General features: G+C 72.4%; 25 protein-coding genes and 1 riboswitch. Of the genes, 21 read left to right on the top strand and 4 right to left on the bottom strand.

Annotated features, from left to right (window positions below; genetic code table 11):
• Positions 1-10: 10 nt before the first annotated feature.
• Both ACMGDM_RS12740 and ACMGDM_RS12735 read right to left on the bottom strand, forming a co-directional pair.
• Positions 11-1,645: a tetratricopeptide repeat protein gene (locus tag ACMGDM_RS12740; protein WP_436804491.1), complete on the bottom strand. Its 1,635-nt coding sequence runs from the start codon at positions 1,643-1,645 to the stop codon at positions 11-13.
• Positions 1,646-1,888: 243 nt separating this feature from the next.
• Positions 1,889-3,559: an electron transfer flavoprotein-ubiquinone oxidoreductase gene (locus tag ACMGDM_RS12735; RefSeq protein ID WP_436804490.1), complete on the bottom strand. Its 1,671-nt coding sequence runs from the start codon at positions 3,557-3,559 to the stop codon at positions 1,889-1,891.
• Positions 3,560-3,688: 129 nt separating this feature from the next.
• Here ACMGDM_RS12735 and ACMGDM_RS12730 point away from each other — a divergent pair, with 129 nt between their 5' ends.
• From ACMGDM_RS12730 to cobJ, 11 genes are all read left to right on the top strand, one after another.
• A complete protein-coding gene (locus ACMGDM_RS12730; protein ID WP_436804489.1) occupies positions 3,689-4,426 on the top strand; it encodes a uracil-DNA glycosylase family protein in 738 nt (245 codons plus the stop codon).
• Positions 4,423-6,231, top strand: coding sequence for a transglycosylase SLT domain-containing protein (locus ACMGDM_RS12725; RefSeq protein ID WP_436804488.1), 1,809 nt, complete (start codon positions 4,423-4,425; stop codon positions 6,229-6,231). Before ACMGDM_RS12730 ends, ACMGDM_RS12725 begins: the two co-directional genes overlap by 4 nt.
• Positions 6,228-6,755: a molybdenum cofactor biosynthesis protein B gene (moaB, locus tag ACMGDM_RS12720; protein ID WP_436804487.1), complete on the top strand. Its 528-nt coding sequence runs from the start codon at positions 6,228-6,230 to the stop codon at positions 6,753-6,755. Before ACMGDM_RS12725 ends, moaB begins: the two co-directional genes overlap by 4 nt.
• Positions 6,756-6,837: 82 nt before the next feature.
• A complete protein-coding gene (locus ACMGDM_RS12715; RefSeq protein ID WP_436804486.1) occupies positions 6,838-7,920 on the top strand; it encodes a PA0069 family radical SAM protein in 1,083 nt (360 codons plus the stop codon).
• An 80-nt stretch (positions 7,921-8,000) separates the two neighbouring features.
• Positions 8,001-8,450 (top strand): DUF4126 family protein, encoded by a 450-nt coding sequence (locus ACMGDM_RS12710; RefSeq protein ID WP_436804485.1) that lies wholly within the window; start codon positions 8,001-8,003, stop codon positions 8,448-8,450.
• A gap of 64 nt (positions 8,451-8,514) precedes the next feature.
• Positions 8,515-8,743, top strand: a riboswitch (cobalamin riboswitch).
• Between the two features lie 171 nt (positions 8,744-8,914).
• A complete protein-coding gene (cobW, locus tag ACMGDM_RS12705; RefSeq protein ID WP_436804484.1) occupies positions 8,915-9,952 on the top strand; it encodes a cobalamin biosynthesis protein CobW in 1,038 nt (345 codons plus the stop codon).
• Between the two features lie 7 nt (positions 9,953-9,959).
• Entirely contained in the window at positions 9,960-13,271 is a 3,312-nt protein-coding gene (cobN, locus tag ACMGDM_RS12700; protein WP_436804483.1) for a cobaltochelatase subunit CobN, read from the top strand.
• Positions 13,268-14,389 (top strand): ferredoxin-like domain-containing protein, encoded by a 1,122-nt coding sequence (locus ACMGDM_RS12695; RefSeq protein WP_436804482.1) that lies wholly within the window; start codon positions 13,268-13,270, stop codon positions 14,387-14,389. The genes cobN and ACMGDM_RS12695 overlap by 4 nt, the downstream gene beginning before the upstream one ends.
• Complete coding sequence (locus ACMGDM_RS12690; protein WP_436804481.1) at positions 14,390-15,019, top strand: precorrin-8X methylmutase; 630 nt, start codon at positions 14,390-14,392, stop codon at positions 15,017-15,019.
• Positions 15,016-15,741, top strand: coding sequence for a precorrin-2 C(20)-methyltransferase (gene cobI / locus ACMGDM_RS12685; protein WP_436804480.1), 726 nt, complete (start codon positions 15,016-15,018; stop codon positions 15,739-15,741). Before ACMGDM_RS12690 ends, cobI begins: the two co-directional genes overlap by 4 nt.
• Positions 15,738-16,490, top strand: coding sequence for a precorrin-3B C(17)-methyltransferase (gene cobJ, locus ACMGDM_RS12680; RefSeq protein WP_436804479.1), 753 nt, complete (start codon positions 15,738-15,740; stop codon positions 16,488-16,490). Before cobI ends, cobJ begins: the two co-directional genes overlap by 4 nt.
• On the opposite strand, the gene ACMGDM_RS12675 is transcribed toward cobJ, so the two are convergent.
• Entirely contained in the window at positions 16,466-17,215 is a 750-nt protein-coding gene (locus ACMGDM_RS12675; protein ID WP_436804478.1) for a cobalt-precorrin-6A reductase, read from the bottom strand. The genes cobJ and ACMGDM_RS12675 overlap by 25 nt on opposite strands.
• Between ACMGDM_RS12675 and cbiE the strand changes: the two genes are divergently transcribed.
• The 5 genes from cbiE to cobF are packed head-to-tail and all read left to right on the top strand — an operon-like array spanning position 17,214 to position 21,613.
• Positions 17,214-18,416: a precorrin-6y C5,15-methyltransferase (decarboxylating) subunit CbiE gene (gene cbiE / locus ACMGDM_RS12670; protein WP_436804477.1), complete on the top strand. Its 1,203-nt coding sequence runs from the start codon at positions 17,214-17,216 to the stop codon at positions 18,414-18,416. The genes ACMGDM_RS12675 and cbiE overlap by 2 nt on opposite strands.
• On the top strand, positions 18,413-18,772 hold the full coding sequence (locus tag ACMGDM_RS12665) for a cobalamin biosynthesis protein (protein WP_436804476.1): 360 nt from the start codon (positions 18,413-18,415) through the stop codon (positions 18,770-18,772). The genes cbiE and ACMGDM_RS12665 overlap by 4 nt, the downstream gene beginning before the upstream one ends.
• Positions 18,769-19,536, top strand: coding sequence for a precorrin-4 C(11)-methyltransferase (gene cobM, locus ACMGDM_RS12660; RefSeq protein WP_436804475.1), 768 nt, complete (start codon positions 18,769-18,771; stop codon positions 19,534-19,536). Before ACMGDM_RS12665 ends, cobM begins: the two co-directional genes overlap by 4 nt.
• Positions 19,536-20,840 (top strand): cobyrinic acid a,c-diamide synthase CobB, encoded by a 1,305-nt coding sequence (locus ACMGDM_RS12655; protein ID WP_436804474.1) that lies wholly within the window; start codon positions 19,536-19,538, stop codon positions 20,838-20,840. Before cobM ends, ACMGDM_RS12655 begins: the two co-directional genes overlap by 1 nt.
• Positions 20,837-21,613 carry a precorrin-6A synthase (deacetylating) gene (gene cobF / locus ACMGDM_RS12650; RefSeq protein WP_436804473.1) on the top strand — a complete coding sequence of 259 codons (777 nt, stop codon included), beginning with the start codon at positions 20,837-20,839 and terminating at the stop codon, positions 21,611-21,613. Before ACMGDM_RS12655 ends, cobF begins: the two co-directional genes overlap by 4 nt.
• Here the strand turns inward: cobF and ACMGDM_RS12645 are convergent.
• Positions 21,555-22,130, bottom strand: coding sequence for a histidine phosphatase family protein (locus tag ACMGDM_RS12645; RefSeq protein ID WP_436804472.1), 576 nt, complete (start codon positions 22,128-22,130; stop codon positions 21,555-21,557). The two genes, cobF and ACMGDM_RS12645, sit on opposite strands and share 59 nt — an antisense overlap.
• Positions 22,131-22,325: 195 nt before the next feature.
• Between ACMGDM_RS12645 and ACMGDM_RS12640 the strand changes: the two genes are divergently transcribed.
• Genes ACMGDM_RS12640 through cobT form a run of 5 tightly spaced genes read left to right on the top strand, consistent with a single transcriptional unit; the run spans position 22,326 to position 25,312 of the window.
• Positions 22,326-22,550, top strand: a complete 225-nt coding sequence (locus ACMGDM_RS12640; RefSeq protein ID WP_436804471.1) for a CbtB domain-containing protein — start codon at positions 22,326-22,328, stop codon at positions 22,548-22,550.
• Positions 22,551-22,564: 14 nt separating this feature from the next.
• The gene (locus ACMGDM_RS12635) at positions 22,565-23,275 is read left to right on the top strand and encodes a CbtA family protein (RefSeq protein ID WP_436804470.1); all 711 of its coding nucleotides are present in this window, start codon (positions 22,565-22,567) and stop codon (positions 23,273-23,275) included.
• Complete coding sequence (cobO, locus tag ACMGDM_RS12630) at positions 23,272-23,889, top strand: cob(I)yrinic acid a,c-diamide adenosyltransferase (RefSeq protein ID WP_436804469.1); 618 nt, start codon at positions 23,272-23,274, stop codon at positions 23,887-23,889. Before ACMGDM_RS12635 ends, cobO begins: the two co-directional genes overlap by 4 nt.
• A complete protein-coding gene (locus ACMGDM_RS12625; RefSeq protein WP_436804468.1) occupies positions 23,889-24,302 on the top strand; it encodes a DUF1636 domain-containing protein in 414 nt (137 codons plus the stop codon). Before cobO ends, ACMGDM_RS12625 begins: the two co-directional genes overlap by 1 nt.
• Complete coding sequence (gene cobT, locus ACMGDM_RS12620) at positions 24,299-25,312, top strand: nicotinate-nucleotide--dimethylbenzimidazole phosphoribosyltransferase (RefSeq protein ID WP_436804467.1); 1,014 nt, start codon at positions 24,299-24,301, stop codon at positions 25,310-25,312. Before ACMGDM_RS12625 ends, cobT begins: the two co-directional genes overlap by 4 nt.
• Positions 25,313-25,318 lie beyond the last annotated feature (6 nt).

The following is a 25,318-nucleotide window of genomic DNA, read 5'->3' as shown; positions in this document are numbered from 1 at the left end:
TCCGCGACGCTCACCGCAACACCTCGACCCCGTACGCTACCTTGCTATCGAGCCTGGCCGCCACCGCCGCGTCAGCGACCTGGCGCGCCGCCGTCCAGGCATAGCGCGCCTCAAAGCGACGCCCGGTGACCCAGTAAGCGTCACCGAGATGTTCGCCGATCTCCGCGTTGGTGGGGTCGCCGAGCGCGGCCTTCTCCAGCAGGGGCAATGCGCCCGCGCGATCGCCCCGCACCAGCAGCGCCCAGCCGAGCGAATCGGCGATGGCGGCATCGTCCGGCTTCAGCGCCGCGGCGCGCTCCAGCAGCTTCTGTGCCGCCGCGAGCCGCTCGCGGTGCTGCACCAGCGCGTAGCCGAGATAGTTGAGCGCGAGCGGCTCGTCAGGGCCCAATTGTACGGCGCGTTCGAGCACCGGTCGCGCCTCGTCCCAGCGGTCCGCCTGATCGAGTGCTGCGCCATATTGGAGCCAGTCGGCCCAGTCGGCGGCGGCGCCGGCGCGATCGACCAGGCGGCGGTACAACGGGATCGCATCGGCGGCGCGGCGGAGCCGCACATTGAGGTCGGCGAGCCGCTGGACGTCCTCGGTCGCGGCATCGGGGGCGGTGCCGAGCGTGCGCGCGGCGGCGAGCGCCGCGGCGTCGCGGCCGTCGTCGGCGAGCAGCTGGACCCGCCCCGTTGCGGCGATCTGCGCGTAAAGGCTGGTGGGCGGCACCGCATCGAGCATGCTCAGCGCCTGATCGACCGCGCCGTCACGCGCGAGCACGCCTGCGAGCAACACGCGCGCGCGGTCGTTGCCCGGATCGGCGCGCAAGGCCGCCTGGAGCAAGGTGAAGGTGAGCGGCCCCGGCGCGCCGACCGCCAGGTCAGAGGCGACACGCGTGAAGAGGTAGGACGCGCCGAACGCCAGCGAGGGCATCGCGGCATAGCGTTTCGCGCGGTCGGGATCGGTGGCCGCTGCGCGCAGCGAGGTGATGGCGGACTCGCCGCCGGCCGCGAGCAGCCGCGCCGCCGCGGCGCCCTCGCCCCGGCCGAGCAGCAGCCGCGCAGCGGCGACGCGATGATCCTGGCTGGCGAGGTCGTTGCCGAGCAGCGGGCGCAGCGCCGCCTCGCCGTCTGCGATCTTGCCGGTCGCGATCAGCAGCAGCGCACGGGTCTCCTCGACGAAGCGGCGCGACACCGCGTCGGCCGGCGCGCGCACGAGCGGGGTGAACGGGTCGCCGCCTGCGTCGAGCGCGGCCCAGGCGGCGAGCGGCGCGGCGAGGATGCGCAGCTGGTCGTCGCGCAGCCGCGCGATCGCCGCGCCGGCACCGACCCGATCACCGGTGCGCGCGGCGCCGGCGAGCGCAAGCAGCGCGGCGTCGGCGGGCGCTACCCCCTGGTCCGCGAGCGCGGCGGCGGCGCGATCGGCGAGCGCGAGATCACCCGCGCGCACCGCTTCGCGATACGCGCGCACCGCCACCACCGCATTGTCGGGTGCGGCGGCGAGCGCGCGGGCATAGTCGCGCGTCGCGGTCGCCGTCGCGCCGTCTGCCGCGGCAGCGCGTGCCTTCATATAGGCGCCGAGATCACCGGTCGCGGCCAACGCGTTGCCCGGCGCGAGCAGCGCCAGCAGCGCGGCGGAGGCGAGACCGGGAGGGCTGAACCGCATGCCTCGCTGTCGCGGCTCGGGCGCGGTCGCGTCAACCCCGGCGGTCGGGTTTATTGCGCAGCGGCGACGGCGGGTCTGTATCGAGAAGGCGGCGTCCGCTCCTAGCCCGTCAACCCGGACTTGGTCCGGGATCCACCGAGCCGCACATGCGGGAAGCGTTGCTTTAGCGAAGGGCTGGAGTCCGGAACAAGTCCGGGATGACGGCAGTGAGGAAGGCATCCGCGTCTGCGGCAACCTGGCCCCTCACATGTTCGGATAGTTCGGCCCGCCGCCGCCCTCGGGCACGACCCAGTTGATGTTCTGCGTCGGATCCTTGATGTCGCACGTCTTGCAGTGGACGCAATTCTGCGCGTTGATCACGAACTTGGGGTCGCCCCCCTCCCCATCGGCTCCCCCGCCGACGATCTCGTAGACGCCGGCCGGACAGTAACGCTGCGCCGGCTCATCGTACATCGGCAGGTCGTACGCGACCGGGATCGACGGGTCCTTGAGCGTGAGATGAACCGGCTGGTCCTCCTCGTGATTGGTGTTCGACAGGAACACCGAGGACAGCCGATCGAAGGTGAGCACGCCGTCTGGCTTGGGATAGTCGATCCTTGCGACCAGGTCCTTGCGCCACAGCGTCTCGTGATCGGGGTGGTGGTGCAGCGTGAACGGCAGGCGCAGCCCGAAATATTCGAGCCACATCGTCACTCCGGCCAGCCCGGAGCCGATCAGGTCGCCGAAGCGCTTCACCAGCGGCACCACGTTGCGAACGATCGACAGCTCACGCTTCACCCAGCTGCGCTCGAACGCCTCGGGGTAAGCGGCGAGCTCGTCGCCCGCGCGCTGCGACACGATGGCCTCCACCGCCGCCTCGGCAGCGAGCATGCCGGTCTTCATTGCGGTATGCGTGCCCTTGATCCGCGGGACGTTGAGGAAGCCGGCGCTGTCGCCGATCAGCGCGCCGCCGGGGAAGACCAGCTTGGGAATGGACTGGAGCCCGCCGTCGTTGATCGCGCGCGCGCCATAGCTGACACGCTTGCCGCCCTTGAGCAGCGCCGCCACCGCCGGGTGGGTCTTCCAGCGCTGCATTTCCTGGAACGGCGAGAGATAGGGGTTGCTGTAGTTGAGCCAGGTGACGAAGCCGATACTCACCTGCCCGTTCGCCTGGTGATAGATCCACCCGCCGCCGTTCGAGCCGGTCTCGCTGAGCGGCCATCCTTGAGTGTGGACGACCTTGCCCGGAATATGCAGCGCCGGATCGATGTCCCACAATTCCTTGACGCCCAGCCCGTAGACCTGCGGGTCGCAATCGCGCCGCAGATCGAAGATGCGCATCAGCTCCTTCGACAGGTGTCCGCGACAACCCTCTGAGAAGAAAGTGTATTTTGCATGCAGCTCGAGCCCGGGCTGATAATCGGGCTTGTGCGTGCCATCGCGCGCCACCCCCATGTCGCCGGTCGCGACACCCTTCACGCTGCCGTCGTCATGGAACAGGATCTCGGCCGCGGCGAAACCCGGGAAGATCTCGACGCCGAGCGCCTCCGCCTGCCCGGCGAGCCAGCGGCACAGATTGCCGAGCGAGCCGGTGTACGTCCCCTTGTTGTGGAGGAACGGCGGGGTCCACAGGTGCGGCAGCGTGAACTTGCGCTCGCGGGTCAGCACCCAGTGGAGATTCTCGGTGACGGGCACCTCGGCGAGCGGGCAATCCTGCTCGCGCCAGTCGGGCAGCAGCTCGTCGAGCGACTGCGGATCGATCACCGCGCCCGAGAGGATGTGCGCGCCTACTTCGGAACCCTTTTCGAGCACGCAGACCGACACGTCGGCACCCGTCTCGGCCGCGACCTGCTTGAGCCGGATCGCCGCCGCCAGCCCGGCCGGTCCCGCGCCGACGATCACCACGTCATAGGGCATGGACTCGCGATCGCTCACTTCATCATCTCCTCGGCAGCGTGCTGTGCCGCCTCGTCATGGGCGCTCGTCGTATCGTCGCAACGGCTGATCGGGGCGGCGGTGCCAGAAAGTTGACGCTCACGTCAACCGCGATCCTATGATGCGCAGATGGGGGCCGATCAGAATCACGACTGGGCAAAGCTCGTGGCGAGCGCGCTCGACTGGTGGCGCGACGCCGGCGTCGACGCCATCGTGGCGGAGGCGCCATTCGACTGGCTGGCCCCGATCGACAGCGCGCCCTTAGCAGCCTTCGCACTCGCCGCTCCGGCTGAGCCGGTGGCCGCGGCGCCGGCGGCGCTGCCCGACACGCGGGAGGCGTTCGCGGCGTGGCGGTTCGGCGACGACGCGCCCGAGGCGCGCTGGGGTGGCGCCGCGATCGCCGCGAGCGGGCCGCAGGACGCCGAGCTGATGGTGTTCGTCGACTGCCCTGAGCGCGACGACCGCGAGACGCTGCTGGAGGGCGAGACCGGGCGATTGTTCGAGCGGATGCTCGCCGCGATCGGCTGCTCGCGCGCGGACACCGCGCTCGCCTCGGTCTGCACGCGCCGCCCCACCACCGGGCGCGTGCCCCGCGACATTGCCGACCGGCTCGGCGAGATCGCGCGCCACCATGTCGCGCTGGCTGCGCCGCGGCGGCTGCTGGCGATGGGCGATGCGGCGAGCCGTGCACTGCTGGCGATGAGTGTCGCCGACGCACGTGGGCGTACGCACATCATTAACCATACAAACGGCACATTCACGCACGTCGTGGCGACGCACCATCCGCGCTTCCTGCTGGATCGTCCCGCCGCCAAAGCCGAGACCTGGAAGGACCTGCTCATGCTCACCGGGGAGATCACGTCGTGAGCCCGCGCCGTGCGGCGTGGCGCGTCGCTGCCGCGCTCGGGCTGACGATCGCGCTGGGCACCGTCGCCGAGCCGGTGCTCGCGGCTCCCGCCGCGACGTCATCCGCTGCCATTCCGTCGCAGCTCACCGCCGCGCAGCGCTCGGCCTATCGCGCGGTTTTCGCGGCGATCCGGGAGCAGCGCTGGAGCGACGCGCAGATCACGCTCGACACGATGGCGAGCGGTCCGCTTCACGCTTATGCACGCGCCGAGCTGGTGCTTGCCAAGGGCTCGCCGAGGGTCAGCGATGACGCGCTGGCGCGACTGATCGCGGAGGCGCCCGAACTGCCGCAGGCCGAGGCGCTGATGCGGCTGGCGAACGAGCGTGGGCTCACCGGGCTGCCGCTCCTGCCCGTCACCCAGCGGCTGGTCTGGCAGGACGGCGCGCCGGCGCGGGTTCGCGCGCGCGCCACGCGCAGCGATCAGGTCGCTGCGGATCTGGCGGTGCGGATGCAGCCCTTCGTCAAGGCCGATATGGGCGCCGAGGCGCAGGCGCTGCTGGAGGCGACTGACGGCCTCTCGCCGGAGGCCGACACCGAATGGCAGGCGCGCATCGCCTGGATCTACTTCCTTCAGGGGCTCGACCCGCAGGCCCGCACGATGGCAGCCCGCGCGGCGAGCGGCACCGGCGAATGGGCGCTTCACGGCCGCTGGACCGAGGCGCTGGCGGCATGGCGCCAGCATGATTGCGCCGCGACCCAGGTCGATTTCGAGAATGTCGCCGCGCGTGCGACCGACACCGACCTGCGCGCCACCGCGCTCTATTGGGCGGCCCGCTCCGACATGGCGTGCGGCCGCCCCGACCGGGTCGAGACGCGGCTCACCGCCGCCGCGCAATATCGCGAGACCTTCTATGGCCTGCTCGCGCGCCAGGCGCTCGGCCTGCCGGTGGAGCGGCTGCGCCCGCAGCAGGTGAGCCAGGAATGGACGCAGCTCGAGCGCCGCCCCAACGTTCGGGTCGCCGCCGCGCTGGCCGAGCTCGACGAGAACGATCGCGCGGACGCGGTCATCCGTCAGCAGGCGCGGATCGGCGATCCGTCCGAGTTCGGCAGCCTGGTGCGGATCAGCGAGACGCTCGACCTTGCCGGCACGACGGTCTGGCTCGCACACAACATGCCGCAGGGCGTCGTCGCCACCGCGGACACGCGTTACCCGATGCCGAGCTGGACCCCCGACACCGGCTGGCGCATCGACAAGGCGCTGGTCTACGCGCACACGCTCCAGGAATCGGGTTTCCGCAACAAGGTCCGCAGCCCCGCCGGCGCATTCGGGCTCATGCAGATCATGCCGGCCGCGGCGACCGACTATATGCGCGAGCGCGGCGTCTCGATCGATCAGGACGCGCTCGCACGACCGTCGACCAACATCGACATCGGCCAGCGGCATATCGAGAAGCTGCGCGACATGGGGCTGACCGGCGGGCTGCTCCCCAAGGTCATCGCGGCCTATAATGCCGGGCCCAAGCCGGTGGGCGAATGGAACGCGATCGTCCACGACGGCGGCGATCCGCTGCTCTATATCGAGAGCATCCCTTATTGGGAGACGCGCGGCTATGTCGTGACGGTGCTGCGCAACTATTGGATGTATGAGTCGCTCGGCGGCAAGGCCAAGAGCCCCAGCCGCGTCGCGCTCGCGCAGGGCATGTGGCCGCGCTTCCCCGGGCTGCCCGGCGAGAGTGCGGTGCGGATGGCGGGGCAGTCACCCGTCACCGCGATCGCGATCAACGGCACCGTGGCGGCGCAGTCGACCACCCACGTCGAGCGATGAGCCTCGATCTCACGCGCGCCTTCCTGCCGGTCCGCATTGCGGTGCTGACCGTCTCGGACACGCGCGGGCTGGCTGAGGATCGCTCGGGCGACGCGCTGGTCGCGCGGCTGACCGAGGCGGGGCACGTGCTGGCCGAGCGGGCGATCCTGCGCGACGACGCCGACGCGGTCGTCGCATTGCTCCATCGCTGGATCGACGATGCCGCGGTCGACTGCGTGATCACGACCGGTGGCACCGGGGTGACGGGGCGCGACGTCACGCCCGAGGCGGTCGAGCGGGTCGCGGAGAAGATGATCCCGGGCTTCGGCGAACTGTTCCGGTGGTTGAGCTATCAGACGATCGGCACGTCGACGGTGCAGAGCCGCGCCTGTGCCTGCGTCGCGCGCGGTACCTATGTTTTCGCGCTTCCCGGCTCGACCGGCGCGGTGAAGGACGCGTGGGACGGCATCCTTTCGAGCCAGCTCGACAGTCGTCATCGCCCCTGCAATTTCGTCGAGCTGATGCCGCGACTGCTGGAGCGCTAGGGGCTCCGATCGCGCGAGCCCGAGCGCGCAGCGGTTTGCGACTGTTCTTGCTTTGTTCCAGCGCGGAAGCTAGCGTCGGACCATGGTGGGCAGAACGATTCGCGCCTCGCGCGGCGCCACGCACAACGCGACGAGCGCGCGCTTCAACCTGCCCATGGCGGAAGCGGACGGCGACTGGCTCGACACGCGTGAGACAATCGACGGTTCCCCCGCCCCGCTGCGCACCACGGTAACGTTAGAGCGCGCCCGCACGATCATCACGCGCAACCAGTCGCCCGACGTACCGTTCGACCGCTCGATCAACCCGTATCGCGGCTGCGAACACGGCTGCATCTACTGCTTCGCCCGGCCGAGCCACGCCTTCCACGATCTCTCCCCCGGGCTCGACTTCGAAACCAAGCTGTTCGCCAAGCCGGACGCCGCCGCACTGCTGCGCAACGAGCTCAGCAGGCGCGATTATCGGTGCGCGCCGATCGCAATCGGGACCAACACCGATCCCTATCAGCCGATCGAGCGCGAGTGGCGCGTCACCCGCGAGGTGATCGAGGTGCTCGCCGCGTGCGACCATCCCCTGGTGATCACCACCAAGTCCGACCGGGTCGTGCGCGATCTCGACCTGCTCGCGCCGATGGCGGCGAAGCGACTGGTGGCGGTGGCGATCTCGGTGACCTCGCTCGACCCGCGCGTGGCGATGACGGTGGAGCCGCGGGCGCCGACCGCGGCGCGCCGGCTCGCCGCGGTGGCGCGGCTCACGGCGGCGGGCGTGCCGACCTATGTCAACATGGCGCCGGTGATCCCCGCGATCACCGACGGCGAGGTGGAAGCGGTAGTCGCCGCCGCGGCCGCGGCGGGCGCGCTCGGCATATCCTATATCCCGGTGCGACTGCCGTGGGAGGTCGCGCCGCTGTTCCGCGCCTGGCTCGACGAACATTATCCCGAGCGTTCCGCCAAGGTGATGGCGATCGTGCAAAGTCTGCGTGGCGGCAAGGACAATGACCCGCGCTTCGGCGCGCGGATGCGCGGCGAGGGCCCCTGGGCCGAGCTGCTGCGCACGCGCTTCCGCATCGCCCGCGCGCGTCACGGCTTCGCGGACACCCGCCGCACGCTCGACCTGCGTTGCGACCTGTTCCGCGCCCCGGCCGGCGCGCAAGGAGAGTTGTTCTGAGCGCGGGCGCTCGGCGAGGAAGGCGCGTTGAACTCTGCCGCGCCCTGCCGGTTGTGACAGGGACCTCACGGAGACTCCTCATGCTCGCCTCGCTGCTGATCGCCGCCGTCTCGGGCATGCGCGCGATGACCCCGCTCGCCACCGTCGCCAACGCCGCCCGCGCGGGCGAACTGCCGCATGACAACGGCGCGCCCGACTTGCTCGCGCGCCCGCTCGTGTCCGCCGGCACGCTCGCGCTCGCCGCGGGTGAAATGGCGGGCGACAAGATGAAGACCGCGCCCGACCGGATCATCCTGCCCGGCATGGTGGCGCGGATCGCCACCGGCGCGTTCGCCGCCGTCAGTCTCGCGCCCCAACACCAGCGCACCCTTGCGGCACTGCTCGGCGCAGGCGTCGCGGCGGGCGCGTCGTACCTCACCTTCGAGGCACGCAAGGCCGCGATGACTCGCTACGGCCAGACCGCCACCGGCGCGGTGGAGGACGCGGTCGCGCTCGGCACCGCAGCGCTCGCGGTGCGCGTCGCGCGGTAACGCGCCAGCGGCTTGGCAGCCGCGAGTCGATCGGCTAGGCGAGGTGCGGGGCCGGTGTCCGGCCCCACGATCGCGCCGGTGCCCCGACGAGGGGCTCAAATGGGAATGCGGTGCGGGGATCACTCCCCTACTCCGCGGCTGTCCCTGCAACTGTGAGCGGCGAGCGAGCGGCACATGCCTCCCGTTAGCCGGGAGGCGGTCACTGGAGCACGGGGTTCGGCCCCGTCCCGGGAAGGCCGTGCCGGGAGCGACGACCCGCGAGCCAGGATACCTGCCGGCGCAGGGTCGCTCTTGCCTTTGGTCCAGGGGATGGCCGGGCACGGTGTTCCGTCTGAGCGACGAAGCCATGCGGCCGGGGCCGCAGCGGCGCGTGGCATGGGCGACGGCGGGCGCCCGTCCGTGGTGCGCGCCGGCCGACCTTCGGCCCCGGTTCAGGACCGTCGCGGCGCCCCGAAGGAACATCATTGCGCGACCTCACCAAGGTTCCCGTCACCGTGGTCACCGGCTTCCTCGGCGCGGGCAAGACCACGCTGATCAGCCACCTGATCCGCCATGCCGCCGGCAGGCGGCTCGCCATCGTGGTCAACGAGTTCGGCACGCTCGGCGTCGACGGCGCGATCCTGGAACAATGCGCCATTCCCGACTGCCCGGCGGAGAATATCGTCGAGCTGGCGAACGGCTGCATCTGCTGCACTGTGGCAGACGACTTCATCCCCACGATCGAGCGGCTGCTCGCACTCGAGCCCCGACCCGATCACATCCTGATCGAGACCTCGGGCTTGGCGCTTCCCAAGCCGCTGCTGAGGGCGTTCGACTGGCCCGCGATCCGCTCGCGCGTCACTGTGGACGGCGTGATCGCGCTCGCCGACGCCGAGGCGGTCGCGGCAGGCCGGTTCGCGCCCGATCCCACGGCGGTCGCGGCGCAGCGCGCGGCAGACGCGGAGGTCGATCATGATACGCCGCTCGCCGAGGTGTTCGAGGACCAACTCGCCTGCGCGGACGTGGTGCTGCTCACCAAGGCGGACCTCGCCGGCGCGGCGGCGGTCGAGGCCGCGCGCGCGATCGTACTTGCCGAGGCGCCGCGCCCGGTGCCGGTAATGGCGCTGGTCGACGGCGCGATCGATCCCGGGGTGATCCTCGGGCTTGAGGCAGCGGCGGAGGACAATCTCGCCGCGCGCCCCTCGCACCACGACGGCGAGGACGACCATGAGCACGATGATTTCGACAGCCTCGTCCACGAACTCGGCGAGATCGATGATCCCGCTGCTCTGTCCGCCAAGGTAGCGCAGCTCGCGCGCGATCACGACGTGCTGCGCGTCAAGGGCTATGCGGCGGTGCGCGGCAAGCCGATGCGGCTGCTGGTGCAGGCGGTCGGCGCGCGCGTCCGCACCAGCTACGACCGTGCCTGGCGCGCCGACGAGCCGCGCCGCACCCGGCTGGTGGTGATCGCGGAACGCGGCCGCGCCGATGCCGCGTCGGTCGAGGCAGCGCTCGCGGACTGAGCGCGCGATGCACGTCCTCTTCCGCGAGACGCACGGGCTTGATGCGGCAGCGGCGCCGCGCGACCTCGCGCAGTCGCCGGCCGACCTGATCGTCCTGTCCTTCTCGGACAGCGACCTGCAGGCGTTCGCCGCGGGCTGGCACGCGGCGGCGGCGGCAGGCGCCCGGCTGCCGTCGTTGCGGCTCGCCAACCTTGCCGAGCTGACCCACCCGCTCTCGGTCGACACCTATGTCGAGGCGACGCTGCGCCACGCGCGCGCGATCCTGGTGCGGCTGATCGGCGGGCGCTCCTACTGGAGCTACGGCGTACAGCAGCTCACCCGAGTGGCGCAGGAGCATGGCATCGCGCTGGCGGTGCTCCCCGCGGACGGACGCGGCGACGCGGCGCTTGATGCGGCCTCGACGCTGCCGGCCGCGCTGTTGCGGGCGCTGACGCGGCGATGCGACGCCGGTGGCGCCGAGGCGGCGCGCGGTACGCTGGCGCTCCTCGCGCGCGCGGCAGGGCTGGCCGCGGGCGAACCCGACGATACCGCCGTCGTCGCGCCGGTCGGGGCATGGGAGGGCGGCGACGCACCGGCATGCCCGGCGGTGCTCGCCTTCTCGCCCTCACCCACCCGGGTGCTGCTGGTCTTCTACCGTTCCTACCTGCTCGCCGGCGATCTCGCGCCGATCGCCGCATTGCGCGACGCGTTCGCGGCGCGCGGGCTGGCGACTGCGGCGCTGTTCGTGCCGTCGCTGAAGGAGCCGGCGGCGCGCGCATGGTTGCAGCGCTGGGTGGCCGCGCTCGCGCCCGCGGCGATCGTCAGCGTCACCGCCTTTGCCGCGGGCGACAAACATGCCGCCTCGCCGCTCGACGCGGCAGGCGTCCCGGTGTTCCAGGTCGCGCTGGCGACGTCGGCGCGGCGCGACTGGTCGGAGGCGGTGCGCGGCCTCGCGCCTGCGGACCTGGCGATGCACGTCGTGCTGCCCGAGGTGGACGGTCGCGTGTTCGCGGGGGTGGCGAGTTTCAAGGACGCCGGCGCGCGCGACCCCGCGCTCGAGTTCGCGCGCCGCGCGCACCGCGCCGATCCGGAGCGGGTGGCGGCGATCGCGGACCGTGTCTCGGCCTGGATTGCGCTGCAGAGGCGCTCCCCCGCGGAGCGTTGCGTGGCGTTTGTGCTGTCGACCTATCCGGGCAAAAGCTACCAGATGGCGCATGCCGTAGGGCTCGACCCGCTCGCCTCCGTGGAAGCGATGCTGCGCGACCTGGCAGCCGCTGGCTATACGGTGGAGCCCGATCACCCCGCGTCGGCGACCTTGCGGGTTACTTCGCGCGGCATCGCCGCTGATCCTCACGACGCCAACGAGACCCTCGGCTGGCCGCTCGCCGACTATCGGCGCGCACTCGCCGCGCTCTCCCCCGCCCTCCAGGACGCGCTCGCCGCAACCTGGGGCGCGCCCGAGGCGGACCCCGCGGTCAGCGGCGGCGAGTTCCGCTTCGCCGCGACCGCGTACGGCCACATCCTCGTCGCGCTCCAGCCCGAGCGCGGTGATCCGCGCACCCGCGGCGACGACTATCACGACGTCGCGCGCGTACCGCGCCACGCGTATGTCGCTTTCTACCTCTGGCTGCGCGCGCGCGGCACCGACGCGATCGTCCATGTCGGCGCACACGGGACGCTGGAGTGGCTCCCCGGCAAGGCGGTGGCGCTCTCCGCCGAGTGCTGGCCCGAGGCGCTGATCGGGGCAACCCCGCTGGTGTACCCCTTTATCGTCAACGATCCGGGTGAGGCCGCACAGGCCAAGCGTCGCGTGGCCGCGGTGACGCTCGGGCATCTGCCGCCCCCGCTGATCGCGGCCGACACGGGTGTGGGGCTCGCCCGGGTCGAGCTGCTGCTCGACGAGTTCGCCGCGGCGGATGGGCTCGATCCGGCACGCCGTGCCAGGCTGATCGACGACATCGCCGCCGAGGCGTCCGCGATCGGCCTCGCCGAGGAACTCGCGCTCAGGGCCTGTACCAGCGACGCCGAGCGCGTCACCCGCATCGATGCCTTCGTCTGCGAGGTAAAGGATTCACGTTTCGGCGACGGGCTGCACGTCTACGGCCGCGGCACGTGCGGCGCGATGGAGCGCGAAGGGCTGCTGGTTGCGCTCGAGGGCCGCCGGGTCGCGGCCGGCCCCGCCGGCTCGCCCGCGCGCGGGGCCGATGTGCTGCCGACCGGACGCAACCTGTACGGCGTCGACCCGCGCGCCACACCGTCGCGCGCGGCGCACCGCCAGGGAGTGGCCCTCGCCGACGAGTTGCTGCGCCGTCACCTCCAGGACGAGGGCGATTATCCGCGTGCGCTGGTGATCGACCTGTGGGGCTCGGCGACGATGCGCACCGCCGGCGAGGAGTTCGCAATGGCGCTCCACCTGATCGGCGCCGCGCCGCTGTGGGATCACGCGTCCGATCGCGTGAGCGGGGTCGAGATCCTGCCGCTCGCCACGCTGGATCGCCCGCGGATCGACGTCACGCTACGCATATCGGGGCTGTTCCGCGACACGTTCGCACCGCTCTGCGCGCTGTTCGGGCAGGCGGTGCGCGCGCTCCACGCCCGTGACGAGCCGCGCGACCTTAATCCCTTCGCCGGACTCGACGCAGAGCGGCGCGTCTACGGCCCCGCACCCGGCGACTATGGCGTCGGGCTTGGCGACAGCGTCGAACGCTATGACGCGGCGGGGCGCGAGGCCGCGGCAATGGCGTGGCTCGCCGCCTCATCGCATGCCTATGACGACGCGGTCGGCACCCCGGCCGGCGTGGCCGACGCGACAGGACTGCGGCGCAGGATCGGGGCGGCCGACGCGCTGGTCCATCCGCACGACCTGGCGGAAAGCGACCTGCTCACCGCCGCGGATGTGGCCGCGCATGTCGGCGGTTTCGCCACCGCCAACGCGCTGCTGGGCGGCACCGCGCGGCTGGTCCATCTCGACTCGGCCGACCCGACGCGGCCGCGGGCGCGGGCGCTCGGCGAGGAGATCGCGCGGATCGTGCGTGCGCGCGCCGCCAACCCGCGCTGGCTCGCCGGCATGATGCGCCACGGCTATCGCGGGGCGGCCGAGATCGCGGCGACGCTCGACCATCTCGCCGCTTTCGCGCATCTCGCGCACGCGGTGCCGCCCGCGCTGCTCGACCTCTACCATGACGCCACGCTCGGCGATCCGGCGGTGCACGACTTCCTCGCCGACGCCAACCCGGCCGCGCTGGCGGCGATGCAGGCGCGCTTCCGCGCGCTTCACCGCTCGGGGCTGTGGGCGACAAGGCGCAATGCCATCGTCGCCGCGCTGGCGGACGGCGCATGAGCGCGGCGCATGGCTGGTGCCCGACGGCCTGGCGGCCGATGGCGGCGGCGGACGGGCTGCTGCTGCGTGTGCGCCCGCCGCTGGCGCGCGTGTCACAAGCGCAAGCGCTGCTGCTCGCGGACGTAGCGACCCGATATGGCAGCGGCGACATCGACCTTACGCGGCGCGCCGCTTTCCAGCTGCGCGGGTTCGACGAGCCGGGTTGGCGCGCAGCACTGGAGCGGCTGATCGCCGCCGGGCTGGTCGACCCCGATCCGGATCGTGAGGCGCTCTCCGTGCTGGTGGCACCGACATGGCAGCACGGCGACGACACGCACCGGATCGCGCGCGCGCTGATCGAGCGCCGCCATGCGCTCCCGGCGCTGCCGGCCAAGTTCGGGATCGCGCTGGATGCGGGGCCACGCGCCGTAGTCGGCACCGCGCCCGCGGACCTGCGCGTCGAACGCGCGACCGGGGGTGGGCTGATCCTGCGCCCTGATGGTCGCGCGGCCGGGGCGGCGCTCCAGCACGGCCATGAGGTTGAGGCGCTGATCGCGCTGGCGCACTGGTTCGTCGCGAGCGGGGGCGTGACCGCCGGGCGGATGGCGCAACACACCGCGACGCTACCCGATTGGATGAAGGGCAACTCGCGGCCTTGGACGGAGACCGCGGACCAGCAAGGTTTCGCGCCGCCGTTCGGCCGCCTGCACGCGGAAGTGCTCGCGCGATGGGCCGTCGGCTCACCCGCGCTGCGAGTGACTCCGTGGCGCACGCTGTTGGTGGAGCGCGACCACCTCGACCCGGCTGTCGGCCCCCTTCGTGCCGCTTCGTGCGAGCAGGCGGCGGCGACCCAATCCCCGCCCGCGCCCGCCACGGTGGACGCCTGCGTCGGCGCGCCCGAGTGCGCGCAGGCGACCGTGCCGACGCGAGAACTCGCCGGACGGCTAAGCGGTCGTGTCGCAGGGACGCTGCACGTCTCCGGCTGCGCCAAAGGATGTGCGCGCAGCGCCGCTGCGGCGGTGACGATCGTCGGTCGCGCCGGCCGCTACGACCTTGTCCGCGACGGCCGCGCCGACGCCGCCCCGGCGATCCGCGGCCTCACGGCCGATCAACTGCTTGCCCGCCTCGGAGCCGATTGAATGCGCCATGCCTATGAGACCGACGGGGCGACGATCTATCGCCAGTCGTTCGCGATCATCCGCGCCGAGGCCGATCTCGCGCGCTTCACGACGGAGGAGGAGGCCGTGGCGGTGCGGATGATCCATGCCGCCGGCCTGGTCGAGCTCGCCGCCTCGATCCGCTTCACGCCTGATTTCGCCGTAACCGCGCGCGCCGCGCTGGCCGCGGGCGCGCCGATCCTGTGCGACGCGCGGATGGTGAGCGAGGGCATCACGCGCGCGCGCCTGCCTGCCGCCAACGAGGTGGTTTGCACGCTTCACGACCCGCGCGTGCCCCCGCTCGCGGCGCAGCTCGGCACCACTCGCTCGGCCGCCGCGCTCGAGTTGTGGCGTCCGCTACTCGGCGGCGCCATCATCGCGATCGGCAATGCGCCCACCGCCTTGTTCCACCTGCTGACGATGCTCGACGATCCCGCCTGCGCGCGTCCCGCGGCGATCATTGGCTGCCCGGTCGGCTTCGTCGGCGCCGCGGAGTCGAAGGACGCTCTTTGGGCCGAGGCGCCGGTGCCGTGCGCGATCGTCACCGGCCGGCTCGGCGGCAGCGCGATGACGGTCGCCGCGGTCAACGCGCTGGCGAGCACGGCCGAATGAACATGGGCACGATCCACGGCGTTGGGCTCGGCCCGGGCGCGGCGGACCTGATGAGCGTGCGCGCCGACCGGCTGGTGCGCGGCGCGCGGCACCTCGCGTTTTTCCGCAAGCGCGGCCGGCCGGGCCAGGCGCGCCGCCTCGTGGACGGCATGCTGCGCGGCGACGTCGTCGAATATCCGATGGAATATCCCGTCACCACCGAGCTGGCCGTGACCGACCCGCGCTACAATGCGCAGCTCGCTGCCTTTTACGCCGACTGCGCCGCGCATCTCGCCGGGCTCGCGCGCGGCGGCGCGGAGGTGGTGGTGCTGTGCGAGGGCGATCCTTTCTTCTACGGCTCGTTCATGCACCTGCACGCGCGGCTGACCGGCGTCGTGCCGGTGGCGGTGGTGCCCGGGGTTACCGGCATGTCGGGTGCCTGGACCGCCAGCGGCGCGCCGATCACCTGGGGCGACGACGTGCTCACCGTGGTCACCGCGACGCTGCCCGAGGAGGAACTGACGCGGCGCGTGCGTGATACCGACGCGCTGGTGGTGATGAAGATCGGGCGTCACCTGCCCAAGCTGCGCCGCGCAATTGCCGCCGCGGGGCGCGAGGGCGCGGCGTGGCTGGTGGAGCATGCCGCGATGCCCGAGCAGCGCGTGGTGCCGCTGGCCGAGGCGGGCGAAACCGCACCCTATTTCGCGATCGTGCTGGTCCACGGCCAGGGACGGCGACCATGAGCGCAGGCTGGATCGCGATCGCCGGCCTCGGCCCGGGCGACGCGGCGCTCGTCACGCCCGAGGTAAGCGCCGCGCTCGCCGCGGCGACCGACGTCGTCGGCTACATTCCCTATGTCCGTCGCGTCGCACCGCGCCCGGGGCTCACGCGTCACGAGTCGGACAATCGCGTCGAGCTCGATCGCGCGCGGCACGCGCTGTCGCTCGCGGCGGAGGGCGCCCGCGTCGTCGTCGTCTCCTCCGGTGATCCTGGTGTGTTCGCGATGGCATCGGCGGTGTTCGAGGCGATCGAGCACGGCGCCGCGGCATGGCGCGGGCTCGACGTGCGCGTGCTGCCCGGCATCACCGCGATGCTCGCGGCGAGCGCGCGCGCCGGCGCACCGCTCGGGCACGATTTCTGCGCCATCAATCTTTCGGACAATCTCAAGCCGGCGGCGCTGATCGAGCGGCGCGTGCGGTTAGCCGCAGAGGGCGATTTCGCGATTGCCTTCTATAATCCACGCTCGGTCGCGCGCCCCGGGGGGCTCGACCGCGCGCTGGCGGTGCTTCGCGCGACCTGTGCGGATGCGCGGCCGGTGCTGTTCGCGCGCGCGATCGCCACGGCGGACGAGTCGCTCCGGGTGGTGCCGCTGCCCGACGCGCGCGGCGACATGGCGGACATGCGCACGCTGGTGATTGTCGGCTCGAGCCACACCCGCGTGATTGCGCGCGACGGCACGCCGTGGCTCTACACGCCGCGCTCGGTCGCATGAGCGATCCACTCCAGCACCGCGGCCACGCTGTCGCACTCGCACCGCGAAGGAGCGGCCGGGCGGTCGATCATCAGCACCTCCACGCCGAGCTCGCGCGCTGCGGTCAGCTTGGCGGCGGCGCCCTCCCCGCCCGCATTCTTGCACACCAGCAGATCGATCGCGTGCGCGTCGAGCAAACGGCGGTCACCCGCCAGCGTGAACGGGCCGCGATCGACCACCAGGCGATGGCGCGGCAGCGCCGGCGCGCACTCGGGCACGTCGACGAAGCGGAGCAGATAGTCGTGCTGCGGCTGCGCGGCGAAGCGCTCGACATGCATTCGTCCGAGCGCGAGAAAGACCTTCCGCGACGGCCCGGCGAGGGCGTCGACCGCGGCGTCGATGTCGGGAACGTGTGCCCAGCGATCGCCCACGCCTGCCCGCCACGGCGCCCGCGTCAGCGCGACCAGCGGGACATCGGCGCGCGCCGCGGCGGCGACCGCGTGCGCGCTCATCTGCGCGGCGAAGGGATGCGTGGCGTCGATCAGATGGGTCACCCCCTGCGCGCGCAGCCACGCCGCGAGCCCGTCAACCCCGCCGAAGGCGCCGACGCGGACCGCCACCGGCTGCGCGCGCGGGTGTGCGGTACGGCCGGCGTAGCTGAGCGTCGCGCGCCACCCGCGCGCGGCGACCGCCGCGGCGAGCGCGCTCGCCTCGGTGGTGCCGCCGAGGATCAGGAGGTGCGGCATGGGTGAGCGGGATCCGTGGCTGACGATCGTCGGGATCGGCGAGGATGGACCGGACGGGCTGTGCGCCGCAAGCCGCGCCGCGCTGGACGCAGCCACTCATGTGATCGGTGCGCCGCGGCATCTCGCGCTGCTGCCGGTGATCTCGGCGCAGATAACGCCATGGCCGGTACCGTTCGCCGCGGGGATCGAGCGACTGCTGTCGCGGCGCGGGCAGCCGACGGTGATGCTCGCCTCGGGCGATCCCTTCTGGTTCGGTGCAGGGAGTGCCGTCACCGACCGGCTCGCGCGCACCGAATGGGTGGCGCATCCCGCGTGCTCGACCTTCGCGCTGGCGGCCGCGCGGCTCGGCTGGCGCCTCGAAGCGGTCGCGTGCGTCGGACTTCACGCCGCACCGCTGACCCGGCTGCGCCCGCTGCTCGCGCCGCGGCAGCGCGTGATCGTGCTGGTGCGCGACGGCACGGCCGCGACGGAGACCGCCCGCTATCTCGTCGCACAAGGCTTCGGCGACAGCGCGATTGCCGTGCTGGAGGCGCTGGGCGGCACGCGCGAGCGGGTCCGCCACACCACCGCGGCCGACTGGAGGCTCGACGATGTCGCGCACCCCGTCGCGCTGGCGATCGAGGTCGAGGGCGCCGGACGCGTGCTGCCCCGTGCGAGCGGTCTGGCTGACGATTGGTTCGCCCATGACGGCCAGATCACCAAACGTCCGCAACGCGCGCTCGCGCTTTCCGCACTCGCGCCGCGCGCGGGTGAACTGCTGTGGGACATTGGCGCGGGATCGGGGTCGATCGCGATCGAGTGGTTGCTCGCGCATTCCGCCAACCGGGCGATCGCCGTCGAACGCGACCCACTCCGCGCCGCGCGCGCGCGCGCCAATGCCGAGGCGCTTGGTGTGAATCGGCTCGTGGTGGTGGAGGGAGAGGCACCCGCTGCGCTCGCTGATCAGGCTGCGCCCGACGCGATCTTCGTCGGCGGCGGACTTTCGGAGGCCCTGCTCACTCACCTGATAGCGCTGATCCCGCGTGGCACGCGGCTGGTGGCGCATGCGGTGACGCTCGAGTCGGAGGCGCTGCTGTCGCGCCGCCATGCCGCACACGGCGGCGCGTTGCTGCGGGTCGAGCTGGCCGAGGCCGCGCCGCTCGGCACACGCCGCGGCTGGCGCGCGAGCTACCCGATCGTGCAGTGGAGCGTGACGCTGTGATCGTCGCCGGTTTCGGCTGCCGCGCGAGCGCAACCGCGCAGTCGCTGGCGGACGCGCTCGCGCTGGCGGCCGACGGTCGTCCGGTGGAGCGGCTCGCCGCGCCGATCGATCGGATCGCGATGATCGCGCCGCTCGCGCGCGCGATGGGCGTTGAGCTCGTCACGCTGAGCGACGCTGACCTCGCCGCGACGTCCACCCTCACGCGCTCCGTCGTCAGCCTCGCTGCGCGCGGCGTCGGCAGCGTCGCCGAGGCGAGCGCGCTGGCTGCCGCCGGCGCGGGCGCGCGGCTGCTCGGCGCCCGCCGCGTCTCCCCCGATCGCCGCGCCACCTGCGCGCTCGCCGAAGGACTAGCATGACCGTTCATTTCATCGGCGCCGGCCCCGGCGCACCCGACCTGCTGACGCTGCGCGGCCGCGACCTTATCGCGGCCGCGCCCGTCTGCCTTTATGCCGGCTCGCTCGTGCCCGCCGCGGTGCTGCGCCACTGCCCGCCCGGCGCGCGGATCGTCGACACCGCGCCGCTGTCGCTCGACGCCATCGTCGCCGAGATCGCCGCGGCGCATGCTGCCGGGCACGATGTCGCGCGATTGCACTCAGGCGATCTGTCGGTCTGGTCGGCGATGGGAGAGCAGCTCCGCCGGCTGCGCGCGCTCGGCATCCCGGTGAGCGTCACGCCCGGCGTACCAGCCTTCGCCGCGGTGGCAGCGGCGCTGGAGAGCGAGCTGACGCTCCCCGGCGTCGCGCAGTCGGTCGTGCTCACGCGCACGTCCGGCCGCGCCAGCGCGATGCCGGCGGGCGAGACGCTCGCCGCTTTCGCCGCTACCGGTGCGACGCTGGCGATCCATCTCTCGATCCACCGCCTCCCGGACGTTGTGGACGAACTGCTGCCAAGCCACGGCGGCGACTGTCCTGCCGCGGTGGTGTGGCGCGCGAGTTGGCCCGATCAGCGGGTGGTCCGCGCCACGCTCGCCACCTTGGTGGAGGCGGCCACGGGTGGCCCCGAGCGGACTGCGCTGATCCTCGTCGGTCGCGTGCTCGGCGCCGAGCACTTCGACGACAGCCGGCTTTATGCCGCCGACTACGACCGCCGCTTTCGCCCCGCAGCCGGACCGGTGGCGTGATGCCGCCGGGACTGATGATCGCCGCGCCCTCGTCCGGCAGCGGCAAGACCACGGTGATGCTCGGGCTGCTGCGCGCGCTGGCAGAGGACGGGGTTGCGGTGCAGCCGTTCAAGAGCGGGCCCGACTATATCGATCCTGCCTTCCACCGCGCCGCGTGCGAACGGGCCTCGTACAACCTCGACAGCTGGGCGATGCCCGGCCCGCTGCTCGACGCGATTGTCGCCACGGCGACCGGTGCCGAGCTGGTGTTGGCGGAAGCGTCGATGGGACTCTTCGACGGGGTCGCGCGCGTGGGGCAGAGCGGCAGGGGCGCAGGCGCCGAGATCGCGCGGCGCTTCGGCTGGCCAATCGCCTTGGTGCTCGACGTCGGCGGCCAGGCGCAGTCCGCCGCGGCGACCGCGCTCGGCTTCGCGCGCTACGACCCGGACGTGACGATCGCGGGAGTGATCCTCAACCGCGTCGCCAGCGCGCGGCACGAGCGACTGGCGCGCGCCGGCATGGCGGTGATTGACCTACCCGTGCTCGGTGCACTGCCGCGCGAGGCCGGGTTGCGCCTGCCCGAGCGCCACCTCGGCCTGATCCAGGCAAGCGAGCACGACGACCTCGACGCGCGCCTCGCGGCGCACGCCGACTTCGTGCGTCAACATCTCGATCTGTCGGCGCTGCGCACGGCGGCGCGCGGCTGGAGCGCGGACGGCACGCTCCGAGTCAGTCCGCCGGCACAACGTATCGCCATCGCCTGTGACGCCGCTTTCTCCTTCGCTTATCCCCATCTGCTCGACGGCTGGCGCGCGGCCGGGGCGACGCTGATGCCGTTCTCGCCGCTCGCCGACGAAGTGCCGGCGCCCGACGCCGATCTCGTCTGGCTCCCGGGCGGCTACCCTGAGCTGCATGCCGGACGGCTCGCCGCCGCGGCACGGTTCCACGCCGGCCTGCGCGATCATGCCGCAACGCGGCCGATCCACGGCGAATGCGGCGGCTATATGGTGCTGGGCGAGGCACTGATCGACAAGGACGGGGTCGCGCATCGCATGGCCGGGCTGCTCGGGCTGGTGACCAGCTATGCCGCGCGCCGGCTCCATCTGGGTTATCGAAGTGCTACGCTCGCGGCCCCGATCGGGGGCTATGCGGCAGGCACGATGCTCACCGGGCACGAGTTTCACTATTCGACCATCGTCGCGCAGCCGGACGCGCCGCTCGCCGCGGTCGTCGACGCAGACGGTAACGCGGTGGCGGAGACCGGGTCGGTGCGTGATCGCGTGACCGGCAGCTTTTTCCATCTGATCGCGCGCGGCGCCCAATGATCGCGCTGAGCCTGATCGGGATCGGCACCGGCAATCCCGATCATCTCACCCGCGCGGCCGAGGCGGCGATGCGCGCCGCCGATCTGATCCTGCTGCCGCGCAAGCGTGCGGAAACCGCCGAGCTGCTCGACCTCCGCGCGACCATCTGTGCACAGGTGCTCGGCGCCGACGCGCCGATAGCGACCTTCGACATGCCGGTGCGCGACGAGCGCTCCGGATATCTCGCGGGGGTCACGGCCTGGCATGACGCGATCGCGGCGGCCTGGCGCGACGCGATCGCGGCGCATCTGCCCGGCGGCGGCCGCGTGGCGCTGCTCGTCTGGGGCGACCCGTCGCTCTACGACAGCACGCTACGGATCGCCGAGCGGCTCGGCGCGCACGGCGTGCGATCCATGGTGGAGGTGGTGCCGGGGATCACCAGCCTGCAGGCGCTCGCCGCGGCGCACGCCATCCCGCTGACCGCGCTCGGCGCCTCGCTGCTGGTCACCACCGGTCGCCGCCTTGCTGCCGAGGGCTGGCCCGCCGCGGTGGACAGCATTGCGGTCATGCTCGATTCCGCCTGCGCGTTCGAGCGGGTCGCCGCGCCCGAGGTGACGATCTTCTGGGGCGCCTATCTCGGCATGGCCCAGCAAGCACTGATCGCCGGCCCTCTCGCCGAGGTAGGGACGGCGATCAGGGACGAGCGCACGCTGCTGCGTGTCCGGCATGGCTGGATCATGGACTGCTACCTGCTCCGCCGCGCCGCAGCTCCTGCACCCTCCAGCGATCGCTGAACGACAGCACCGCGGCGGTGAGCGGCGCCACGTCGATCGCCAGCGTCGCCGCGGTGGGCACCCCCAGCACATGCGCGAGCGCGGCCCGGATCACGGCGGCATGCGTCACCGCCAACAGCCTGGCCTCGCCGCCCGCCGCGAGGGTGTCGAGCCATGCCGCGACGCGCGCGCGCACCGCGTCAAGCGACTCGCCCGCTGGGGCGCCGTGCTCCGGTGCCGCGAGCCAGGTGGCAAGCGCCGCCGGTGCGATGTCGTCGAGCGCGCAGCCGCGCCACGCGCCGGCGTCCTGATCGGCCAGTGCCGGCTCGACCGATGCGGAGAGGCGCAGCACCGCCGCCGTCTCGCCCGCCGCGCGCGCGGGGCTGGTGCGGCAGGGCCAGTTCGCCCAGCCGCCGAGTCGCAGCGCACTGGCCTTGGCCAGACCGGCGCGGTCGAGCGGATCGTCAGGGTCGGGGAAGCGGGCGGCGCGCATGGCCGCGGTGGCGCCCGCGCAGAGCAGGACGAGGCGAACGGTCACGATGGGGCTCCTGCTCGGTTGACGCGGCGTCGCGCACCCGCCACAGCTGAGCCTATCAGCACCGGGCGGGAAGCCGGTGAGACTCCGGCGCGGTCGCGCCACTGTGATCGACAGCCCCTGCGCTGTCGAGAGTCAGACCCCGCCCGATGCTCCACCCCTCGCCCGGGCGCGCTATCCCGGACTGGAGCCGACTTGATGACTGACCGCGTCGCCGCGCGCGCGCTGCCCGCCGCTTCATATCCCATCCGCGTCATCCCGCTCGCCGAGATCGCGCCCTGGGCGGTGTTCGCCGTCGTAGTGGCGTTGATCCTGCTGTACTTCGTCAGCACCGAGCAGGGCGCGTTGGCGCTGTTCAAGGGCATGTATGTCCACGAGTTCGTCCATGACGGGCGACACCTGCTCGGCTTCCCCTGCCATTAAAGCGGGGTAAGATCATGACCGGGCTGCTGCTCGGGCGGGGGATGCTCGCCGGGCTCGTCGGCGCGTTCGTCGCCGCCACCTTCGCCTTTTGCGTCGCCGAACCACATGTCGACGCCGCCATCGCGTTCGAGGCGCGGCATGTCGCGCATGCCATCGGCGAAGAGCTGGTATCGCGCACGATCCAGAAAACGGCGGGGCTCTACACCGCGATGATGCTGTACGGCACGGCGCTGGGTGGCGTGCTCGCGATCGTGGTGGCGGCGTGCCACGGCCGCGTCGGCGCGACCGCGCCGCGCGCGCTGGCGTTGTTGCTCGCCACCGCCGCGATCGTGGTGATCGTGCTGGTGCCGGCGCTCAAATACCCGCCGACGCCCCCCGCGGTGGGTCTGCACGAGACGGTCCGGCTGCGCACCGCCGCCTTCCTCGCGATGACGGCGGGATCGTTAGTCGCGGCGATCGCCGGCGCGTGGCTGGTGCAGCGGCTGGCGCGTCGGGTCGTGGGGCTCGATCGCTGGCTCCTCGGTGCGCTGACCTTTGTCGCGGTGGCGACATCGATCGGCGTGCTGCTGCCGCCGGTAGACGAGGTGCCGGCGAACTTCCCCGCGTCGCTGTTGTGGCACTATCGCGTTGCCGCGCTCGCCAGCCAGATCGTTTTCTGGCTCGTCACCGCCGACGTCTTCGGCCGGTTGGCGCAGCCACTGCTCGCCCCAGGGTCGACGCGATGACGGACGGCGAGATGACCGACAGCGAGTCACGCCACGCCGAGAAGATGCGTCGGATTCAGGCGAGCCGCCGCACGATGATGGCCCGCAAAACGCAGGAGAAGGGCCTGCTCATCGTTCACACGGGAGCGGGCAAGGGCAAGAGCACCGCCGCCTTCGGCATGGCGGTGCGCGCGATCGGGCATGGCATGCGCGTCGGCATCGTCCAGTTTGTGAAGGGCGCCATGACGAGCGGGGAACGTGCGGTCTTCGATGCCTTCCCCGGTCTGGTCACGTTCCGGACCATGGGCGAGGGCTTCACCTGGGACACGCAGGATCGCGCGCGCGACATCGCGGTGGCGGGCGCAGCCTGGAACGAGGTGACGCGGATGCTCGCCGATCCGGCCTATGCGATGGTGATTGCGGACGAGCTGAACATCGTGCTGCGTTACGATTATCTCCCGCTCGAGGCGGTGCTCGCGGCGGCGGCGGCACGTCCGCCGATGACTCATTTCGTCGTCACCGGCCGCAACGCGCCGACGCCGCTCATCGAGGCGGCCGACCTCGTCACCGAGATGACGCAGCTGAAGCATCCGTTTCGCGGCGGGGTGAAGGCGCAGGCCGGAGTGGAGTTCTGATGGTGACGTTGCGCCCGGTCGCTGCCGGCGCCGCCGTGGTGGCGTGCAACACGTGCCGCCATAGCGAAGACGCGCGTGAAGACGCGAGCGGTGCTCGTGGCGGCGCGCGGCTGGTCGCCGCCCTGCGCGAGGTGCAGGCGAGCGATCCCGCTTATGCCGGCGTGGCCGTGCAGGAGATGCCGTGCCTGTTCGCCTGCGCCGCTTTCTGCACGGTGCATCTCCGCGCGCCCGGCAAGGTCGGCTATGTCCTCGGCCGCTTCGCGCCGGATGCCGACGCCGCCCGCGCGATCCTCGATTATGCCGCGCATTACGCCGCGACCGACACCGGCCAGGTGGCGTTCCGCGACTGGCCGGCGGGGGTGAAAGGACATTTCATCACCCGCACCCCCCCCGAAGGATATGTCGTCGAATGATCCGCCTCGACACCCCTGCCGCGCTTGATGAGGCGCTGCGCACGCTCCCTGCCGCCGATGACAATGCGCGTGCCGCCGCGGCGGCGCGGCAGGAGCAGCTGACCAAGCCGCGCGGCTCGCTGGGCCGGCTCGAGGAGATCGCGCTGTTCATGGCGGCGTGGCAGGGTCGCGCATCGCCGCGGCTCGAGCGCGGCAGGGTTGCGGTCTTCGCTGGCAACCACGGCGTCGCGGCGCGCGGAGTCAGCGCCTTTCCTGCCGAGGTGACCGCGCAGATGGTCGCCAATTTCGCGGCCGGCGGCGCCGCCATCAACGCGCTTGCCCGCGCTGCCGGGCTCGAGCTCAGGGTCACCTCGCTCGAGCTCGAACAACCCACCGCCGACATCGCCACCGCGCCCGCGATGAGCGAGGCGGAGTGCGGCGCGGCGCTGAGCGCGGGCGCCGCCGCGGTGGACGCGGGGCTCGACCTTCTCGTCCCGGGCGAGATGGGGATCGCCAACTCGACCGTCGCCGCCGCGCTCTGCGCCGCCGCACTGGGTGGCGCGGCGGAGGATTGGGTCGGCCCGGGCAGCGGCGTGAGCGGCGACGCCGCTGCCGCGAAGCGCGACGCGGTAGCACGCGCGCTCTCCCTGCATCGTGATCAGGCGACGACGCCGTTCGAGACGCTCCGCCGGCTTGGTGGCCGCGAACTCGCGGCGATGGCGGGCGCGGTGATCGCGGCGCGGCACGCGCGTGTGCCGGTGCTGCTTGACGGCTTCATCGCAACCGCCGCGCTCGCGCCGGTGGCGGTGGCGGCACCCGGGTTGCTCGATCACTGCCTCGCTGGCCATTGTTCGGCCGAGCCCGGGCACGCACGGCTGCTTGCGCGGTTCGGGCTGCGCCCGCTGCTGACGCTCGACCTGCGGCTCGGCGAGGCCAGCGGCGGCGCGCTGGCTGCCTGCATCGTCCGCGCCGCGCTCGCCGCGCATCAGGAGATGGCCACCTTCGCTGAGGCGGGGGTCGCGGCGGGGTGACCACAC

The sequence above is a fragment of the Sphingomonas larreae genome, assembly GCF_051400595.1.
In the GTDB taxonomy this organism is placed as follows: Bacteria; Pseudomonadota; Alphaproteobacteria; order Sphingomonadales; family Sphingomonadaceae; genus Sphingomonas.
This window is presented reverse-complemented; position numbering and strand designations above follow the sequence as displayed.

Coding starts and splice junctions, on each gene's coding strand:
- cobN (WP_436804483.1), top strand. CDS start 9,960: ATGCACGTCCTCTTCCGCGAGACGCACGGGCTTGATGCGGCAGCGGCG.
- ACMGDM_RS12640 (WP_436804471.1), top strand. CDS start 22,326: ATGACTGACCGCGTCGCCGCGCGCGCGCTGCCCGCCGCTTCATATCCC.
- cobT (WP_436804467.1), top strand. CDS start 24,299: ATGATCCGCCTCGACACCCCTGCCGCGCTTGATGAGGCGCTGCGCACG.
- cobF (WP_436804473.1), top strand. CDS start 20,837: ATGATCGCGCTGAGCCTGATCGGGATCGGCACCGGCAATCCCGATCAT.
- ACMGDM_RS12675 (WP_436804478.1), bottom strand. CDS start 17,215: ATGCCGCACCTCCTGATCCTCGGCGGCACCACCGAGGCGAGCGCGCTC.
- ACMGDM_RS12710 (WP_436804485.1), top strand. CDS start 8,001: ATGCTCGCCTCGCTGCTGATCGCCGCCGTCTCGGGCATGCGCGCGATG.
- ACMGDM_RS12655 (WP_436804474.1), top strand. CDS start 19,536: ATGCCGCCGGGACTGATGATCGCCGCGCCCTCGTCCGGCAGCGGCAAG.
- cbiE (WP_436804477.1), top strand. CDS start 17,214: ATGGGTGAGCGGGATCCGTGGCTGACGATCGTCGGGATCGGCGAGGAT.
- moaB (WP_436804487.1), top strand. CDS start 6,228: ATGAGCCTCGATCTCACGCGCGCCTTCCTGCCGGTCCGCATTGCGGTG.
- ACMGDM_RS12635 (WP_436804470.1), top strand. CDS start 22,565: ATGACCGGGCTGCTGCTCGGGCGGGGGATGCTCGCCGGGCTCGTCGGC.
- cobM (WP_436804475.1), top strand. CDS start 18,769: ATGACCGTTCATTTCATCGGCGCCGGCCCCGGCGCACCCGACCTGCTG.
- ACMGDM_RS12715 (WP_436804486.1), top strand. CDS start 6,838: ATGGTGGGCAGAACGATTCGCGCCTCGCGCGGCGCCACGCACAACGCG.
- ACMGDM_RS12740 (WP_436804491.1), bottom strand. CDS start 1,645: ATGCGGTTCAGCCCTCCCGGTCTCGCCTCCGCCGCGCTGCTGGCGCTG.
- cobI (WP_436804480.1), top strand. CDS start 15,016: ATGAACATGGGCACGATCCACGGCGTTGGGCTCGGCCCGGGCGCGGCG.
- ACMGDM_RS12625 (WP_436804468.1), top strand. CDS start 23,889: ATGGTGACGTTGCGCCCGGTCGCTGCCGGCGCCGCCGTGGTGGCGTGC.
- ACMGDM_RS12730 (WP_436804489.1), top strand. CDS start 3,689: ATGGGGGCCGATCAGAATCACGACTGGGCAAAGCTCGTGGCGAGCGCG.
- ACMGDM_RS12695 (WP_436804482.1), top strand. CDS start 13,268: ATGAGCGCGGCGCATGGCTGGTGCCCGACGGCCTGGCGGCCGATGGCG.
- ACMGDM_RS12690 (WP_436804481.1), top strand. CDS start 14,390: ATGCGCCATGCCTATGAGACCGACGGGGCGACGATCTATCGCCAGTCG.
- cobJ (WP_436804479.1), top strand. CDS start 15,738: ATGAGCGCAGGCTGGATCGCGATCGCCGGCCTCGGCCCGGGCGACGCG.
- cobO (WP_436804469.1), top strand. CDS start 23,272: ATGACGGACGGCGAGATGACCGACAGCGAGTCACGCCACGCCGAGAAG.